We start from the raw sequence: 16444 nt of genomic DNA on the forward strand, positions 1-16444 counted from the left end.
GGCCCTGCGCACCTTAAGCCCCCGATGCGCGGGTGCGCGCGGGCCACCGCGTAGCCCGCCCGTGTCACGGCGTCACCGCCGACACCATGGTTGCGCGGGCCACGTCGGCCGTCACATTCCTGGCTGCCTCCCACATGTGCTGGACGAGCAGGACGGTCGTACCGTCCGCTTCCAGCAAGTCGGAACGCCAACGAGCCGGGCGCGGCTGCGCGTCCTGCCCGGCCAAAGGGGCCGGCACGGGTCAGACCGACGAGTCAGGACCGCCGGGCGCCGTGCCGTGTCCCGCCCCTGCTGTCTCCCCACACACATCGGAGCCGCACGCATGCTTCATGTCACCTGGCGCAGATTCTTCCGGCGCACCGCACTGGCAGCCGCACTGGGCGCGTTCGCCGCGGGACTGACCGTCGTCACCCCCCTCGCCCCGACCGCCGAAGCCGCAGGCACTCTCCAGCAGGTCACGAGCTTCGGCTCGAACCCGGGCAACCTGGCGATGTACGAATACGCGCCGTCCAACCTCCCCGCCGGCGCACCGCTCGTCGTGGCGCTGCACGGCTGCACCCAGTCGGCGAGCGACTACCACACCCACTCCGGCTGGCAGAAGTTCGCCGACCAGTGGGGCTTCGCCGTCGTCTACCCGCAGACCAGCTCGTCCAACAACAGCCTGTCCTGCTTCAGCTGGTTCGACTCGACCAAGGACACCCGGGGCAAGGGCGAGGCGGCCTCCATCAAGCAGATGGTCGACACGGCCGTGGCGCAGTACGGCTCGGACCGCAGCCGCATCTTCGTGACCGGCCTCTCCGCCGGCGGCGGCATGACCGCGGACCTCCTCGCCGACTACCCGGACGTGTTCGCCGGCGGCGCCGTCGACTCCGGCCTCCCCGCGCAGTGCGCCACCACCCAGAGCGCCGCCTCCGGTTGCCAGTACAGCAACCAGAACCTCACTCCGGCGCAGTGGGGCGACAAGGTCCGCAACTCCGATCCCGGGTACTCCGGCCCGTGGCCGCGGGTCGCCATCTGGCAGGGCACTTCCGACACCACCGTGGCCCCGGTCAACGGCACCGAGCTGCGCGACCAGTGGACCAACGTCTGGGGCATCGGCCAGACGGCCTCCAGCACCCAGAGCCTGACCGGCGGCACCACCGAAACCACCTACAACGACTCCGCCGGCAAGCCCGCCGTCGCACTGTTCTCGGTCTCCGGCATGGCGCACGGCCTCGCCGTCAACCCTGGTTCCGGCGCGGACCAGTGCGGCAGCACCGGGACCTACTACCTCAACTACATCTGCTCCAGCTACTACACCGCGAAGTTCTGGGGCCTGGACGGCAGCGGCGGTCAGGGCGGCACCGGTTCGCTGCCCGCCCCGTCCGGCCTCACGGTGACCGGCACCACCGACACCGGCGCCACACTGTCCTGGAACTCCGTCAGCGGCGCCGCCTCGTACAACGTCTACCGCAACGGTACGAAGGTCGGTTCCGTCACGGGCACCACGTACACCGACAGCGGCCTGTCCGCCGGAACCTCCTACACCTACGCGGTCGCCGCCGTCGACCCATCCGGCACCGTCGGCGCGTCGTCCGCGCCGGTCACGGCGACGACGACAGGTGCCGCGCCCCAGTGCTACACCGACAACAACTACAACCAGGTACAGGCCGGACGTGCCCACCAGAGCGGCGGCTACACCTATGCCAACGGCTCCAACCAGAACATGGGCCTGTACAACGTCGCCATCACCCACACCCTGAAGGAGACCTCCCCGGGCTACTTCGTCATCGCCGACTCCGGCTGCTGAAGCGCCAGGTGACACCAGGCCCGCGCCGGAGAGACGAGCCCGGCGCAGGCGGGGCTGACGGCGGCTGCGTGTGACGAGGGCTGAGGTGACGTTACGGCAGCCGCCGGCGCGGCGCAGCGAGCGGTTCGCCCCCAGGTGCGGCCCGATGGCGGCCAGGTACAGGGAGTGCGGAACCGGTCACCCGGCGGGCAGGGTGACGGTGAACTTGGCTCCCGCCGTGTGCCTCGGGTCGTAGGAAACCTCGCCGCTGACGGCGCGGGCCAGGCGTCGCGCGAGCGGCAGGCCCAGGCCCGCGCCGTCGTGTCCGTCGCCAACGTCGGCGCGTCGGCCGGGCTGGAACAGCTCTGCCACGAACGCCTCCGGTACGCCGGGGCCGTCGTCGACGATCTCGATCCGCGCGGCGCCGGAAACCCGTCGGGCGGACACGGTCACGCGGGAGCGGGCGTAGCGGGCGGCGTTGGTGAGCAGGGGGCTGACGATACGTTCGAGGAGAGCGGGTGCTACCCCTGCCTCCAGAACCGGCGCTTCAGTCACCACTTCGGTCTTCACGGCGTCCGGGGTGCGAAGGGTTTCGAGCAGTCGGTGCAGGACGGGCACGACATCGGTGGTTCCGGGGAGCGTCGACGGGTTCCGCACGTTCTCGCGGGCCTCGTTGAGAAGGGTGTCGCAGATGGTGCGCATGGACTGGGCGGCGTCGGCGATCACCTCGTGGGCCGCGCGGGTCTCGGCGTCGGTGCGGGGGCGAGTCCTCCACCAGTCGAGTTCCATGATGATCCGGGTCAGCGGCGTGCGCAGTTCGTGGGACAGCTCTCCCGTCAGCTGTTGCTCGTGGCGCAGAACGGTGCGGATGCGGTCCAGGAGCTGGTCCAACGAGGCCCCCAGACGAGCGAGTTCGACCGGATGGTCCTCTGTGCCGAAACGCTCGTCGGAGCCCGTGGCGCTCCACTTGGTGGCCTGGTCGGTCATCGTCCGCACCGGGCGAAGGGCCCGGCCGACGGACAGACGGGTGAGCGCATAGGTGCAGCCGAGCATCACGGCGTCGAGGATCAGCGATCCCAGCAGCAGGGTGTCGGCCGAACTGCGGTACGGTGCCAGGTCGAGGGCCGTGACGACGGTGGCGGAGGCATGGCGGCCGCGGAGGCGGTGGGAGCACAACCTGACGGGTGAGTGGCCGTCGGCCTGGATGGTCGTGCAGGCGTGCTCGGACCGTCCGGCCAGCTTGTCGGCGGTCTGCGTCAAGGCGCTGCCGTCCGAGGCGGACGGCGGCTTTTCCAGCAGGTGGGTTCCGGCGAAGATCCACACGTTGGTGTCGAGAAGACGGTCGTTGGCGGTTTCCACGACGCGTACCCGACGGCCGCTGGTATCGACGGTCGTGGCGACCGCTGCCGCCCGATTGCGAAGTTCGTCGTCGGCCTGGTGCTGCAGGTGCCGGTCCATGACGGCGTTGAACACCACCGTCAGAATCGTCATCAGCAGGGCGGCGGTCGTCAGCGCCGCGAGGGAGAGCCGGCCGCGCAGGGTGCGCGGGGCGAGGTGGTGGAACATTCGAACCGTACGTTTCATGACAGGCGGTGTCCGATCCCGCGTGCCGTACTGATCGTGAGACTGCTGCCCGCCGCCCGGAGCTTGCGGCGCAGCCGGCTCAGGTACTGGTCCACGGTGTTGTCGCTCACCTGCGCGCCCTCGGGCCAGCCGGCCCGCACCAGGTCGCGGCGGCGCACGAGAGTGCCGTCCGCAGTGAGCAGCTTGGCCAGCAACCGGAACTCGGTGGGGGACAGGGCGATGCGCGCGCCGTGCACGGTCACGCTGTGGTCCACCGCGTCCAGAACGAGGTCACCGGCCGAGGCCACCGCCGTGGGGGCGGCCCGTCTGATGACGGCTCTGAGCCTGGCGGCGAGTTCCGCCAGGTGGAACGGCTTGGGCAGGTAGTCGTCACCGCCCGCGGAGAAGCCGGACAGGCGATCGGCGAGCTGCTGCCTGGCGGTCAGGAAGATCACCGGGGCGAGGAAGCCGTTGGCACGCATCGCCTGGCACACGTCGCGCCCGTCCGAGTCGGGCAGGCCGACGTCCAGGACGGCAGCCGAGATGTCCACGGTGGCCAGCCGCAGGGCGGTGGCGCCGTCGGCGGCGAGAACGGGCTCGAAGTCCTCGTCACAGAGGCCCCGGCGCAGCACATCCCGCAGCGCGTGATCGTCCTCAACAATCAGGACTTTGGGACGCATGATCCTCCATGGGCCTTCCGGCCGGGGTCGTGCCTTGGATGAACTGACTCGGGGAGGCCGCACGGCTGTCGCCCAGTGGCACACCCGCTACTGACGAGGTCAGATGCGGGGCACCCGGGCGCCCGGCGGTGAGCCGTTGCGCCACGGCCTGCCACTGCTGCCGTGCTGTACGCGTCGCAACTGGTGCCATCAGCGTCCCGACAACCGCGACCGCCACGAGCGACGGGAGACGAGCATCGGGGCCACGGCGACCGCGGCCGGGAGGACCGCGTGCTTGCTGAGGAAGGACCAGTCATCGGGCGCCGGATACGACTGCGGCGTCCTCACGTGCAGACTCTGAAGAGGCGTCCAGCACGCTGACGGTCAGCGGCGGCGGACTGGTCATAGGGGCCTTCCCGTGGATCTGAAGGGGGCGAACGAACACCTGGGCACGATCGACTACAAGGAAGTAGACGGTCTATGGAACTGTAGACGAACTGCCGCCCCGAGGGCGAAGACGGGAGTCAGATCCGAGAGGCGCCGGTGAGCAGACACAGTGTGGGGGCCGCGTCTGCGAGCCCTGAGTCCCGGCATCGGGCCGAGGACCGCGATGTTCTAGACGACGGCACGCGCGGTCCTGGGGGGTCGGCCCCGTACGGCTCGGTTGGCGGCTGTCTTCTGCAGCAGGCCGTAGGCGAGGACCGGGAGCAGCAGGTGTGGCTTGTCCGGGAGCGCAGCGGTGATCAGTACGGCACTGGCGCTGCTGTTGTTCATGCCACAGGCGAGGGTGAGCGAGGAGGCAGCGGGCGGGTCCAGACGCAGCAGCCACGCCGCGCCCCGGCCGAGCACGAACGACAGCTGGCAGACCAGCGCCGCGACGACCAGCGCGGCGCCCAGCAGCAGGGGGCGCGGCTGGGAGACGAAGGAGCCGAGGGCGCCGCTGGCGTTGACGTACGTCAGGAGCAGCGAGCCGGCCAGGGCCACGGGTAGGACGGTGCCCAGCACCCGGTCCAGCGGAGACGGGGGCAGGGTGAGGCGGAGCAGGATGCCCGCCGCGCACGGCAGCGCCACGCCGACGAGGGTGAAACCGCCGCCCGCGGTGCGGGCGCTCGCGGCGAGCAGGCCGGCGTGGTCGCTGCTCAGCAGCGGGCACAGAAGCTCGATCACCAGCGGTGTGGTGAGTGGGCTGAGGAGGGTGGAGGCGAGGACCAGGCCGACCATGGTGGGCTGGTCGCCGTCGCCCTTGCCGGTCCACACTGTGGCCCCGGCCGCGACGGGCATGGCCACGATCATGATCATTGCGGTGAGCAGACCACTGCCGCCGTCGGAGTCGGGCGAGGCATGCAGCGGGATCGCGATGAGGGGGATGACCAGGAGCGGGATCGCCAGGTGCAGCGCGAGCCCCGCGAGCAGTGCGCTCGGGCGCCGCACCACCCGTCCCAGCTCACGGACGGGAACCTGGAGGCCGGCCGAGAACAGCACCAGCCACAGCAGACACGGAGCTGTGGACACCGGCAGCCGGATCAGTGGCCCGAGCGCCAGAGCGTGGATGTGGCGTAGCCACAGGCCGGGGCCCGGCAGGAACAGGGCAGCGGTGTAGGAAAGGACGACGGCTCGGCCCAGTCGGCGTCGTAGCCAGGCGGTGGCGCTGTCAGTGGGCGCCGGGGCGGGAGTCGTGGTGTGCAAGGCGGTCTTCTTCCGTCGCGGGGGCAGGGGCGGGACGGAGGGCCGTTATGAGGGGAGGGTGGGCGTGCGTGTGCATGGCCCCATGCTGCTCGTACGCGACACGTGAGGCGGCTGATCCACGACGGTGGTCAGGATGTGTTCAGGTGCCGGGAGACACGGTCGGGCAGCGTGACCCATGAAACGTCGGAGGGACAGGCGCCCCGAAGGTGGGCACCCTGATCAGCGACGACCTTACCGGTACCGTGGGCATGGCGCTGGGGACCACCACTGTCTTCGCGAGTGGTCTGGTGATCGTTTTCGCTGCCTGGTACCGCATCGAGCGCACCCTGACGATCCACTCGACCTCGGCGCTTCCGCCGGCGGCCTGGTCAACGAGAAGGTGAACCTCGGGCACTGGCAGTCCGCCGTCCTGTCCGCTGCTGCCGTAGCAGCGGTGGCCCTCGCGCACTTCGCGCTGGGCCTGGACACGGTGTGGAGCTTCTGGATCGTCTGCCTCCTCACCCGCCCCTTCGGAGCCTTCCTCAGCGACTGCCTCTCCCAGCCGACCGGCGACGGCGGACTGGCCCTGGGCACCGTCGTCACCAGCGTCCTGTTCCTGGCGGTGATCATCAGCCTGATCATCCACCTCTCCGTCACCCGCAAGGACGTCACCGAACCGGAGAAGGCAGAAGTATCCCCGGCATGAGGTGCCGCAATCACGTCGAGGCGAGACCTCCCCTGCCCCAGGCGACCCACGTAGTCAGGATGTGTACAGGTTGGTTGAGCCAGTCTCGTCGCATGACAACGACAAGCGAGGCACTCACGCGCCGCAGCGGGCGGCTGATGCTGAACAAGGTTCCCGAGGTCACCATCTGGTTCTGGGTGATCAAGATCCTGTGCACGACCGTCGGTGAGAGTTTCGCCGACTGGATCAACATGAAGCTGGGTGTCGGCCTGGTCAACACGGCCTGGATCTTCACCGCGGTGTTCGTGGTGGTCCTGGGTGTCCAGCTGCGGCTGAAGCGGTACGTGCCGTTCCCGTACTGGCTGACCGTGGTCGTTGTCAGTGTCACGGGCACGCTGTACACCGACATCCTGACCGACCACCTCAACGTGCCGCTGTGGATCAGCTCTGCCGTGTTCTCGGTCCTGCTCGCCGTGGTCTTCGGCGTGTGGTGGCTGCGCGAGCGCACCCTCTCGATCCACTCGGTCACGACGCTGCCTCGTGAGTCGTTCTACTGGCTCGCCGTTCTCGTCACTTTCGCGCTCGGTACCGCGACCGGCGACTGGACCCTCGAGCTCACCGGCTGGAGTCCGGGAGTCTCGGTCCTGCTGCCGCTCGGCCTCATCGCGGCGATCACGGTGTTGTGGAAGTTCGGCGCGAACCCGGTGCTGTCCTTCTGGCTCGCCTACATCCTGACCCGGCCGCTCGGCGCCAACATCGGCGACTGGCTCGCCTCCCCGAAGGTCGCTCAGAACCCGGGCGACCCGACCGGTCTTGCGCTGGGCACCTTCACCACCAGCCTGATCTTCCTGGGCCTGATCCTGGCGACCGTCGTCTACCTGACGGTGACGCGCTCCGACGTGACCGAGACCTACGAGGCCACGCACACCCCGCAGGTCACCGCCGACCCGCACCGGGAGCGCATCGCGCTGGCCGGCTTCGGCCTCCTCGCCGTCGCCACCGGGGGCCTGCTGGTCTGGGCCCACAGCCAGCCGCACGTCGGCCCGGCGCCGGAAACCGACGCCACATCAACCGTTCAGCTCGCCCCCGGCCAGGCCGTGAAGAAGTTCCCGCCCGCGAAGGTCGACGCGCTGAAGGCACTCGCATCCACCTCGCTCAAGGACGCACGGTCGGGCAACGCGGCCGGGGCCCACGCCGCCGCCCAGTCCCTGCGTGATCTCTGGGATGCCGACCAGGCATCGTTGCAGCCGCTGGACAACACCGGATGGACGTTCATCGACGCCCAGATGGACCAAGTCCTGAAGACCTTCGGCATCGACCACTCCAACCCGCCGATGTCGCCGGCCCGGCAGGAAGCCGAACTCACCACCCTCCTCACAGATATGCGCTGACATACCTGATCGGCGCCGGGACCGCGGTCGCCGTCGGCGCGCGGCAACCCTCGGCGACGAGGCGCGCCTCCAGGTCCGCTGATCGTCGGCGCGGTGGATGGCCGACCGCGCCGACCGGGCCGCGGCTCGCACGCTTGGCCAGGCCGGCATCGTCCCTGCGATGGGGTCGCGCTTACGGATTCAATCGATAATTCCAGGGAAAGAACTGCACGGCCCACCGGCGGAAGTGAAAAATCTGGCATCCTCCATGCGAGCGTAGGGTCTCGACCACCTGCCTGGTCTCGCTCGTGCCTCGGGCCGGTAGGAAAACCAGCAAATTGTCCCGGCTCAGAGCGGCACAGTGCGCCGCCAGCGTTTCGCTCTCGCAGCCACCGTGCTGCAGTCAGCGTGCGAAGCGGCCGAGACGCCCATGAGAGGTTCCCTCACTGTCCAGAAGACGCTGCCCCTCCGCCCCCTTGAGCAGGTTTACCTCAGACAGGTTGATGCCGGCTTGCTCCAGGTCGTGACAGGCGGCCGAACACCGCTCCCCGTCATCCAGAACGGCAGCCACACGTTTCATGGGATAGAGGTAGAACCGCTCTTCGTTTACTCGTGGCCGGCCCACATGAACCCCTCCTTGCATTGCTCATCGAGGGCGGCGAACCCGAAGTGCGCTGGTCAGGATTTTCGCGGGAGCACCGTGAGAACCCGGACAACGTGGTCCCGGAATTCCTCCATGAAGTCCCGGAGGAAGCGTTCCGTGTTCTTGTCGATGACTTCGCCCTCGCTGGTGAAGACATCGGAGTTGAATCTGACATACGCCTCCGGCGCATTCATTTGAGGTGAGTCGCAGTAGCTTAGGACGCCGCGCAGACTCTGCTGGGCGAGGGCGGTGCCGAGGGCGCCGGGTGATGCTCCGATCACAGCGGAGGGTTTATGCGTGAATGAGTTGCTCCCCCAGGGGCGACTGGCCCAGTCGATCGCGTTCTTCAGAGCACCTGGAATAGATCGATTGTATTCCGGAGTCACGAAGAGGATGGCATCGGCGGACGCGATGGCGTCCTTGAGTGCCTTGCCTTCGGCAGGGTAGTCGCTGTCGTAGTCGTAGCTGTAGAGAGGGAGATCCTTGATCGGGATCTCGAAGAACTCCAGATCAGGCGGGGCCAGCCGGATCAGAGCCTTCGAGAGCGTCCGGTTGATGGAATGAGTTGCCAGGCTTCCCACGAAGTAGCCGACGGAGTACTTAGTCATCGGTGCCTCGTTTCTTTGCTCATCCACTTTCCTCGTTCTCTTCGTATCCAGTGCTCGAACCACGAGAGGCCTGACTTACCTCTGACACTCCTCCTCGGAGTTCTGTCACAGGCCGGGGAACGGTTCGCGCAGGGAGCCCAGCACGTGGTCCGGCTTCACCACCTGCAGGGCCTGAGCGCTGTAGTGACCGCTGGCCACTGCGACAGCTGTGGCGTTCGCGGCGTGTGCGGCCTGCACGTCGAGCGGGGTGTCGCCGACGACGTACACGTCTTGGACCGCCAAGTCGCTTCCGTGCAGCCGGGCTGCCTTGGCGATGGCCAACCGGGTCACTTCCGCCCGGTCCGGGGAGTCCGAGCCGTAGGCGCCGAAGACGAAGTAGCGGCCCAGATTCGCGGGCTCCAGCTTGGTCCGTGCGGCACCTTCCATGGCTCCGGACAGGACGCCCAGGATCACCCCGGCGTCCGCGATCCGCGTCAGCGTCTCTTCGACGCCGTCCAGGACTCGGTAGTGCTCCGACGTCCGGATGTCGTCCGCCAGGTGCCACAGGTATGCGGCGTACAGCCGGGCCATCTCGTCATGGGTCGGATCGCGGCCGAGTACGGCACGGAAGGTTTGCCAGCCGACTTCGGGATCGGTCTCCCCGGCTGACGTGTGCTTGCCGATGTCGGCGGCAACTCCGTGGAGCCGGTCGAACGCCCACGCCCAGCTGCGCGCTCCCGCTCCTCCCGTGTGGACAAGGGTTTCGTCGATGTCGAACAGCACGGCGATCGGTGCTGCCATATCTGTTCTCCTGCGATCACGGACGGTTTTTGCAAGCCGCTGCAGCCCGGGCAGCGTCATGGGTGCGGGCTGACCCGTCTCTGGCACGATGGCGATTGTTCTGCACTCGGTTTCGTGCCGCCGGTACCAGGGTGCACGCTGTTCACCGTGGCAGCGACTCGACTCCGGTTGGAGCGGGTGATGCACGGGATTCGTCTGTCCGTCGCGGGGAGGTGTGGCGCTGTCGACCGGTCACAGGCCGAGGCGATACGGCAGGAGGCAGACCACCGCGTCGGTCCGGGAGCTGAGCACCGTGGCGAGCAGAATGCCCCGCTGGTTCTGCAGAATGCGGTAGCGACGGTGGCGGGGTTCGACCTGCGGGACGAGCACGGCGACCTGTCTGCCGCCGCGGCAGGCCCGCTCGACGTACGAGACGACGGGGTGAACCAGGGAGTGGTGGGGGCTGTCGACGATGTCGAGCCGTACACCGGTGGGGCTCCACTGGTCCCAGGCGGCGCGCATGGCCTCGGCCCCCGTGCGATCGGAGAAGACGGCAACGACGACGACCGCGTCACCGAGCGAGAGCGCGGCGGCAACAGCGCGTTCCGCGACCGCGTCGACCCGTCCCAACGGGACGATGACCAGGCTGGGAACCCTCGTCGGGGGCCGTGGAGTCCTGCCCAGGGCGAGCTCCGTGCCGACTTCGGTGTAGTAACGCTGGATCCGGGCGAACAGCAGCATGAGCAGCGGCAGCATCACCACGACGAACCACGCGCCCGCGAGGAATTTCGTGGCGAGCAGGACGGCACCCGCGACGCCGCTGAGAACAGCCCCCGTGGCGTTGACCAGCACTCGGGGCACCCACCCCTCGGGGCGTCGGGTCATCCAGTGCCGCACGAGTCCCAGCTGGCTGATGGTGAAGCCCACGAATACACCGATGGCAAAGAGCGGGATCAGCCGCTGTGTGTCGGCGTTGACGGCGATCAGCAGAAGCAGGGACAGCAAAGCCAGGAAGACGACCCCGTAGCGGTGGACGGGCCGTTCGGCGCGCAGGGCGAAGAGGTGGGGCAACCGGTTGTCCTGGGCCAGCAGGCTCATCAGCACGGGCAGCCCGCCGAAACTGGTGTTCGCGGCCAGCCCCCGCACGAGGGTGATGACGAGGCTGGTGGCGTAGTAGGGCCAGCCGGTGCCGAACGCGGCGGCCGTCAACTGGGCCAGGATCATCACCCCGCTGTGCGGTGTCACATGATCGCGGCGGATCAGCACCGAGAGGCCGATCAGGAGGACGCCGAGCAGCACACCGAGCACGGTGGTGTACATCGCCGCGTTCGCCGTGGGTCTGGGTCCCGTCTTCTGGGTGCTGATCGGGGAGATCTTCCCCCCGCCTGCTCGTGCCGCGGGCTCCAGTGCCTCCACCGCGGTCAACTGGATCTCGAACTTCGTGGTCAGTCTGGTCTTCCTGCCGGTGGCGAACGCGATCGGCCAGGGGCAGACTTTCTGGGTCTTCGCGGCTGTGTGCGCCTTCGGGCTGTGGTTCGTCGGCCGGTACGTCCCCGAGACGCGGGACCGGGACTTCGAGCAGGTCGACATCGCGTTGCAGGCACGCTTCCGCACGCGCCCACGGGCCGGAGCGGAGGCCGGTTGACGCCGCGTCCACGTCTCGGTGCCATGGAGCGGTGGCGGCGCGGTGCAGCGGGCGCCGGGTCCAGGGCGTGGGCACGGGTGACTGCGGGTGCATGGCCGGTGGCGCAGCAGACGGCCGCCGCGAGCACGGCATGGTTGATCGCCCGGCACGTCGTTCACCACCGGCAGCCGTTCTTTGCCCCGGTCGCCGCCGTCGTCGCTCTGAACGCCACGCGTGGGGAGCGGGGCACGAACGCGGTGCGGCTGGTGCTTGGAGTCATTGTCGGCATCCTCGCCGCGGATCTGGCGATGACGGTGCTGCACCACGGGTACGGAGCCCTGGCAGCAGCAGCTTTCCTGGCCATGATGGTCGCGCTCGCGCTGGGGGGCGAACGCATCGTGATCGCGCAGGCGGCCGTGGGCGCCATCCTCGCCGTGGCAGTGGGAGGCGCGGCCGGCGCGCAACGACTGGTCGACGCGACGATCGGATCCGGTGTTGCCCTGGTGTTCAGCCAGCTCGTCTTCCCGGCGGAACCGGTCGTGCTGCTGCGCCGAGCCGAATCCGCAGTCCTGGAGAGCATCAGCAGCGTCCTGCGCCTCACCGCGCAGGCCCTGGAACGCGATGACGACTCGCTCGACGGTGAGGTGGCTCAGCACCTACGGAGCGCCCGCGACCTGCTGGTGGATCTCGCTCGGGCCCGCGAGAGCAGCCGCCGCACCATTCGGCACTCGCCCCTCTGGTGGGGGCGGGTCACTCCGATTTCGCTAGAGCGACACAACGCTGAGCGACTCGATCTGCTGGGAAGCAGCTGCCTCATGCTTGCCCGTCTGGCCACGGCCCACCGGATGGCTGACAGCGGCGAACTCGCGGACTGCGCCCCGGACGTGCGCGAGCTGGCCGTCGTGCTCGAAGAGCTCGCTCGCGCTCCGGGAGATCACGAAACCCGTCGGCGCGCTGCCCGGCACGCGCTGAACGTCGTGCACCGGTGTGCCGCACCCGGAACGGGTGGGGACGGGCGCCTCGCCGCCCTTCAGGTGGCGGTACGCATGGCCGCCACGGACCTCATGGCCTTCGCCGGTGTCGACCCGGCACGAGCAACAGACCTCGCCCGGGCCGCGCAGGCTGACCTGGGGGAACTGGCCGTCCCCGCTCCTCCGCCGACCCTGTGGGCACGCTTGCGGAACAGACGGCACGGCTCGCACCCGTAAGGGAGCGGATCAGGCACGCAGATCCACGACCACCTTGACGTCGTCGGCGGACTTGCGCAGCCCCTCGGAGAAGCGGCTCATGGGCACCCGGCGAGTGATGACCCGCTCCAACCAGCCCAGCTCCGCCTTGGCGAGGGCGTCCGCGGCCTGCTGGTAGTTGCGGCGGCCCGCGTTGACCGAACCGAACACCACCGAGTTCTCCAGCACCATCTCCTTGTTCAGCTCGTCCAGCCCTACCTCCGCTTTCCTCGAACCCGAGGAGATGCCGGTCAGGCAGATGACTGCATCGGGCGCCACCAGCTTCGTCAACGCGAAGACGAGGGGGCCTGCGCCCGTGCATTCGATGACCACGTCGGGCACCACGCCGACCTCGTGGACGTCACCCGTATGGAAGGTGGCGCCCAGATCGGCGACCAGCCGGCCCTTGGGACCCCGGTCGTTGAGGTCGAGGACATGCGTCTCCAGGCCCCGTTGCACCGCGAGCAGGGCAGCGAGCAGACCGATCGGTCCGGCTCCGGTCACCAGCGCCACCTCGGGCCGCCAGGAAGCCCGGGCGAAGATCCGCTCGGTCTGCTCCCATGCCTTGGCCACCACCGACACCGGCTCCAGCAGCACCCCGCAGTCGCCGAGCCGAGGGTCGAGCTGGACCGCGTACTCGGGTTCGATGCGCCACCGCTCGGAGCCGTACCCGTGACGGCCCTTGATGCCCCGCTCGGTGTACTGGCCGTTGCGGCAGAAGTCCCACTCACCATGCGAGCAGGGTTGGCAGGGAACCGGATCGGGGCGCCGTACGATGCCGGCCACCAGGTCGCCGGGGGAGAATCCGCTGCCCTCGGGGGCTTCCAGGACCTCGCCGAGGGACTCGTGGCCCAGCACCAGGCGGTCGTGGCCCGGCGGCGGCGTGCCATAGCCCCCGTCCACGATGTCGACGTCCGTGCCGCAGATACCGAGTAGTCGGCCCTCGACCAGCAACGACCCGTAGTCCGGGTCGGGCTCGTCGACGTCGCCGACTACGACCCGGTCCGGCGCACCGGGAACGACAGTGATCGCTTTCATACCGATGTCCTCCCTCTGTTGCCTGTGCCGAGTCCCCGAAGGCACTCCGGCCACGCGGAATCGACGTCATACCGACCACCCTTTTGTCTTCGGACGGCACGTTCGACGGGTGCTGCCCCGGCCCCGTCGTCTGGACCTGTTCGGCTTCCTCGTCGCCGGCATCGCCTCCGGCCCGGGCGGCGGAATGTTCCGCGACACCCTGCTGCAGCCCGGCACGCCCGTGGCTCTGACCGACGACACCTATTTCACGGTCGCCACTGCTGGCTTTCGTAGCCGACCTGAGGGGCCACACCACCGGTTGGGCTTTCACTCTCCTGGACGCCTCGGCGCTGAGCGTCTGGGCGGTAGCCGGGCGCAGAAGACGCTCGCTGCCGGCCTGGGCCGGCTGCCGGCCGTGCTGTTGGGCACCATCACAGCGGTCGGTGGCGGGGTCATCCGGGACCTGTTGCTCGCGCGGACCCCGTCCATCTTCGGAGGCACACCGTTGTACGCGACCGTCGCGATCGTGGTGAGCTCGGTGATGGTCCTCTGCAGTCGGCTCGGCACACCCACCGTAGGCGTCCTGGCCGGTATCACGGTCGGCATCGCGCCGCGGATGGCCGCGTTCACCTGGGGCTGGAAGCTGCCGGGCAGCCGCGACTGGCGGCCGGGGTCGTCCGGAGGCCGCGATCCCTGACGGGAACAGGCGCTGCGATCACCCGAGCGCAGAGGGAGTACACAGCCATGACGCGCGAGGGGGGCGGACCCGGACGAGGTCTGCGAGTGGTACGCGAGATCGCAGACTGCCGATGAGGGTGCCGGTGCAGGGTATGCGGTTTCGTCCGGCCAGATGCCGGGTGAGGCCGGCCAGCGGATCGGGTGGGTCGGTGACACCATGAGCACCGCCTGCCGCGCGACCACGAACACCCCTGGGAGTGATGTCGGCGAAGACTCCGGCATGGTTCCCAGCAGTGACAAGGAGGCTGCGCAGCGTGGGTCCGCGGCCACGCCGTCGGCGCGGGTGGCGTTGCGGTCGATCAGCACGATCTCGAGAGCCTGGGCGTTTTCACCCGACGGAGAGGTGTCTTCACTGCGCACGATCGGCTCATGCGAGCTCTTCACTGCCGGGCGTGCCCGGTGTGCGGCGCGGTCATGCTGATGGTGACAGCGCATGCGAAGGGGGGCCGAGCCACGTGAGAGCCGCCACGGTCAGCGCGGTGACACCGTTGGTGAGGGTGGGCTGCATGACGGGTGCGAAGAACGGAGAGTGGTTCTGCGGGATGTCGCGGTTCCTGGTGCCCGCAGCGTCGGCCTTCGCGTAGACGTCTGGATCGGTTCCGCCGAGCAGCCAGTAACACACCGGGACGCTCGCACTGGTGCCGAAGACGCCTACGTCCTCACTGCCTGACGAGGCACCCGGATCGATCAGCCTGTCATGGCCGATCACGTCGCCGATGGCGGCCATGGTGCGGGAGCAGGCGTCCTCGTCGTTGACCATGAGCGGGAAGGTGTGCATGGTGCTGATCTCGGGATCCCGTGTGGCTCCGGCTGCCTCCGCCTCGCCCTGTACGATCCGTTTCACCGCGTCCAGGACGGCTGTCCGAACGGGTGGGGTGTAAGTGCGGATGTTGAGCTGGAGTTCGGCCTCGTCCGGAATGACGTTGTCCTTGGTGCCAGCCTGAAGGGCGCCGACGGTCAGCACAGCCCGGTCCTTGGAGGCGATTTCGCGGGAGACCACGGTCTGCAGCCGCATCACGGTGGAGGCCGCCATCACCACCGGGTCGATCGAAGCCTCTGGCATCGACGCGTGTGCCCCGCGGCCGAACATGCGCACTCTGAGGGCATCGGTTGCGGCGAAGGCGAGACCAGGGTGGCAGGCGACGGTGCCGGCCGGGATCGCCATCACATGCTGACCAAGGACGACGTCGGGCGTGCCGAAGCGGGCGTACAGGTTGTCGTCGATCATGGCCTGGGCTCCTTGACCGAGTTCCTCGGCGGGCTGGAACACGGCGAGGACGGTGGCCGACCACTGGTCGTGAGCCCTGGCGAGGAGCGCCATGGTGCCCAACAGACATGTAGCGTGCATGTCGTGGCCGCAGGCGTGCATCACACCCTCGTTCGTCGACGCGTATGGCAGTCCGGTCCGCTCCGTTACGGGCAACGCGTCGAAGTCTGCGCGGAGCAGCACGGTCGGGCCCTCGCCGTTCACCAGCTCTGCCACAACGCCGGTCTGCCCGACACCCTCGACGACCTCGTACCCCAGATCCCGCGCACTGCGGGAGACTTCTGCGGCCGTGCGGTGCTCCTCAAAGGACAGTTCCGGGTGGGCGTGCAGGTCCTGATAGAGAGCTTCGAGGTTCTGGATCAAGGCTGCGTCCAGGCCGGCCAGGACCCGCTGAGCCGTGTCGTGTGCGGTCATCGTGAGACACCTCTCAGTGGCAGACTGCGGCGGCTTCGCCGATGGCTCTGTCCCCGGCTGGGAGCCGCTGCTGGTCACATCACCGGCTTACGCGATCTTTCAGACACCCTTGCGGCGGGCTCTTGCGGTAGTCGCGCCGCTCGTCACAACGTTTCCATTGTCGCGCACCGCGTGTGGCTCCGGAGACGTGGCATGGTGCGCGTCCACGCCGGTCACGGCCGTGACACCCGCACCGACGTCTACCGGGACCGGCGGCGCGAGGTGTGGGACGACCGCGGTGGTGCCGCGACCCTGCGCAACTACCGAGGCCGGTTCGTCGACGCTGTTTCCCGGGGATACAACCGGGACCACCGGGGAGAGGACCGGGACCACCGCGGCGGGATCCGCACTGACCTGCCGAGCGGGTGCTGACACCGCTCGCGGAACCCCACCCGAACA

The 16444-nt window shown here is 68.8% G+C and carries 15 protein-coding genes and 1 pseudogene; 8 read left to right on the top strand and 8 right to left on the bottom strand.

Going from position 1 to position 16444, the window contains the following annotated elements; translation table 11 throughout:
- The first annotated feature begins 322 nt into the window (after positions 1 to 322).
- Positions 323 to 1789 (top strand): PHB depolymerase family esterase, encoded by a 1467-nt coding sequence (locus tag ACGFZN_RS34805; protein WP_393862459.1) that lies wholly within the window; start codon positions 323 to 325, stop codon positions 1787 to 1789.
- 177 nt (positions 1790 to 1966) lie between these two features.
- Here ACGFZN_RS34805 and ACGFZN_RS34810 read toward each other — a convergent pair whose 3' ends face one another.
- The 3 genes from ACGFZN_RS34810 to ACGFZN_RS34820 all read right to left on the bottom strand — a co-directional run bounded on the left by ACGFZN_RS34810 (position 1967) and on the right by ACGFZN_RS34820 (position 5676).
- A complete protein-coding gene (locus ACGFZN_RS34810; RefSeq protein WP_393862460.1) occupies positions 1967 to 3352 on the bottom strand; it encodes a sensor histidine kinase in 1386 nt (461 codons plus the stop codon).
- Entirely contained in the window at positions 3349 to 4011 is a 663-nt protein-coding gene (locus ACGFZN_RS34815) for a response regulator transcription factor (protein ID WP_393862461.1), read from the bottom strand. The genes ACGFZN_RS34810 and ACGFZN_RS34815 overlap by 4 nt, the downstream gene beginning before the upstream one ends.
- A gap of 594 nt (positions 4012 to 4605) precedes the next feature.
- Positions 4606 to 5676 carry a sodium-dependent transporter gene (locus tag ACGFZN_RS34820; RefSeq protein WP_393862462.1) on the bottom strand — a complete coding sequence of 357 codons (1071 nt, stop codon included), beginning with the start codon at positions 5674 to 5676 and terminating at the stop codon, positions 4606 to 4608.
- 206 nt (positions 5677 to 5882) lie between these two features.
- Here ACGFZN_RS34820 and ACGFZN_RS34825 point away from each other — a divergent pair, with 206 nt between their 5' ends.
- The 3 genes from ACGFZN_RS34825 to ACGFZN_RS34835 all read left to right on the top strand — a co-directional run bounded on the left by ACGFZN_RS34825 (position 5883) and on the right by ACGFZN_RS34835 (position 7731).
- Positions 5883 to 6059, top strand: a complete 177-nt coding sequence (locus ACGFZN_RS34825; RefSeq protein WP_393862463.1) for a hypothetical protein — start codon at positions 5883 to 5885, stop codon at positions 6057 to 6059.
- Complete coding sequence (locus ACGFZN_RS34830) at positions 6056 to 6361, top strand: hypothetical protein (protein ID WP_393862464.1); 306 nt, start codon at positions 6056 to 6058, stop codon at positions 6359 to 6361. Before ACGFZN_RS34825 ends, ACGFZN_RS34830 begins: the two co-directional genes overlap by 4 nt.
- Before the next feature lie 92 nt (positions 6362 to 6453).
- Positions 6454 to 7731: a hypothetical protein gene (locus ACGFZN_RS34835; protein WP_393862465.1), complete on the top strand. Its 1278-nt coding sequence runs from the start codon at positions 6454 to 6456 to the stop codon at positions 7729 to 7731.
- A 657-nt stretch (positions 7732 to 8388) separates the two neighbouring features.
- On the opposite strand, the gene ACGFZN_RS34840 is transcribed toward ACGFZN_RS34835, so the two are convergent.
- The 3 genes from ACGFZN_RS34840 to ACGFZN_RS34850 form a co-directional block, all read right to left on the bottom strand.
- The gene (locus ACGFZN_RS34840; protein ID WP_393862466.1) at positions 8389 to 8961 is read right to left on the bottom strand and encodes an NADPH-dependent FMN reductase; all 573 of its coding nucleotides are present in this window, start codon (positions 8959 to 8961) and stop codon (positions 8389 to 8391) included.
- A 105-nt stretch (positions 8962 to 9066) separates the two neighbouring features.
- Positions 9067 to 9741 (bottom strand): HAD family hydrolase, encoded by a 675-nt coding sequence (locus tag ACGFZN_RS34845; RefSeq protein ID WP_393862467.1) that lies wholly within the window; start codon positions 9739 to 9741, stop codon positions 9067 to 9069.
- Positions 9742 to 9972: 231 nt separating this feature from the next.
- On the bottom strand, positions 9973 to 11040 hold the full coding sequence (locus ACGFZN_RS34850; RefSeq protein ID WP_393862468.1) for an amino acid permease: 1068 nt from the start codon (positions 11038 to 11040) through the stop codon (positions 9973 to 9975).
- On the opposite strand from ACGFZN_RS34850, the pseudogene ACGFZN_RS34855 reads away from it, so the two are divergent.
- Together ACGFZN_RS34855 and ACGFZN_RS34860 are read left to right on the top strand one after the other, a co-directional pair.
- Positions 11030 to 11365: pseudogene (locus ACGFZN_RS34855) on the top strand (MFS transporter); the annotation flags it as partial. The gene ACGFZN_RS34850 and the pseudogene ACGFZN_RS34855 sit on opposite strands and share 11 nt — an antisense overlap.
- 98 nt (positions 11366 to 11463) lie before the next feature.
- Positions 11464 to 12552: an aromatic acid exporter family protein gene (locus ACGFZN_RS34860; RefSeq protein ID WP_393862469.1), complete on the top strand. Its 1089-nt coding sequence runs from the start codon at positions 11464 to 11466 to the stop codon at positions 12550 to 12552.
- 9 nt (positions 12553 to 12561) lie between these two features.
- Here ACGFZN_RS34860 and ACGFZN_RS34865 read toward each other — a convergent pair whose 3' ends face one another.
- Positions 12562 to 13608: a glucose 1-dehydrogenase gene (locus ACGFZN_RS34865; protein WP_393862470.1), complete on the bottom strand. Its 1047-nt coding sequence runs from the start codon at positions 13606 to 13608 to the stop codon at positions 12562 to 12564.
- A gap of 109 nt (positions 13609 to 13717) precedes the next feature.
- On the opposite strand from ACGFZN_RS34865, the gene ACGFZN_RS34870 reads away from it, so the two are divergent.
- The gene (locus ACGFZN_RS34870) at positions 13718 to 14284 is read left to right on the top strand and encodes a trimeric intracellular cation channel family protein (protein ID WP_393862471.1); all 567 of its coding nucleotides are present in this window, start codon (positions 13718 to 13720) and stop codon (positions 14282 to 14284) included.
- 453 nt (positions 14285 to 14737) lie between these two features.
- On the opposite strand, the gene ACGFZN_RS34875 is transcribed toward ACGFZN_RS34870, so the two are convergent.
- Positions 14738 to 16006, bottom strand: coding sequence for an amidohydrolase (locus ACGFZN_RS34875; RefSeq protein WP_393862472.1), 1269 nt, complete (start codon positions 16004 to 16006; stop codon positions 14738 to 14740).
- 192 nt (positions 16007 to 16198) lie between these two features.
- Here ACGFZN_RS34875 and ACGFZN_RS34880 point away from each other — a divergent pair, with 192 nt between their 5' ends.
- Positions 16199 to 16417: a hypothetical protein gene (locus ACGFZN_RS34880; RefSeq protein ID WP_393862473.1), complete on the top strand. Its 219-nt coding sequence runs from the start codon at positions 16199 to 16201 to the stop codon at positions 16415 to 16417.
- Positions 16418 to 16444: the final 27 nt, after the last annotated feature.

The sequence above is a fragment of the Streptomyces sp. NPDC048192 genome (genome assembly GCF_043202415.1).
Taxonomy (GTDB): Bacteria; Actinomycetota; Actinomycetes; order Streptomycetales; family Streptomycetaceae; genus Streptomyces.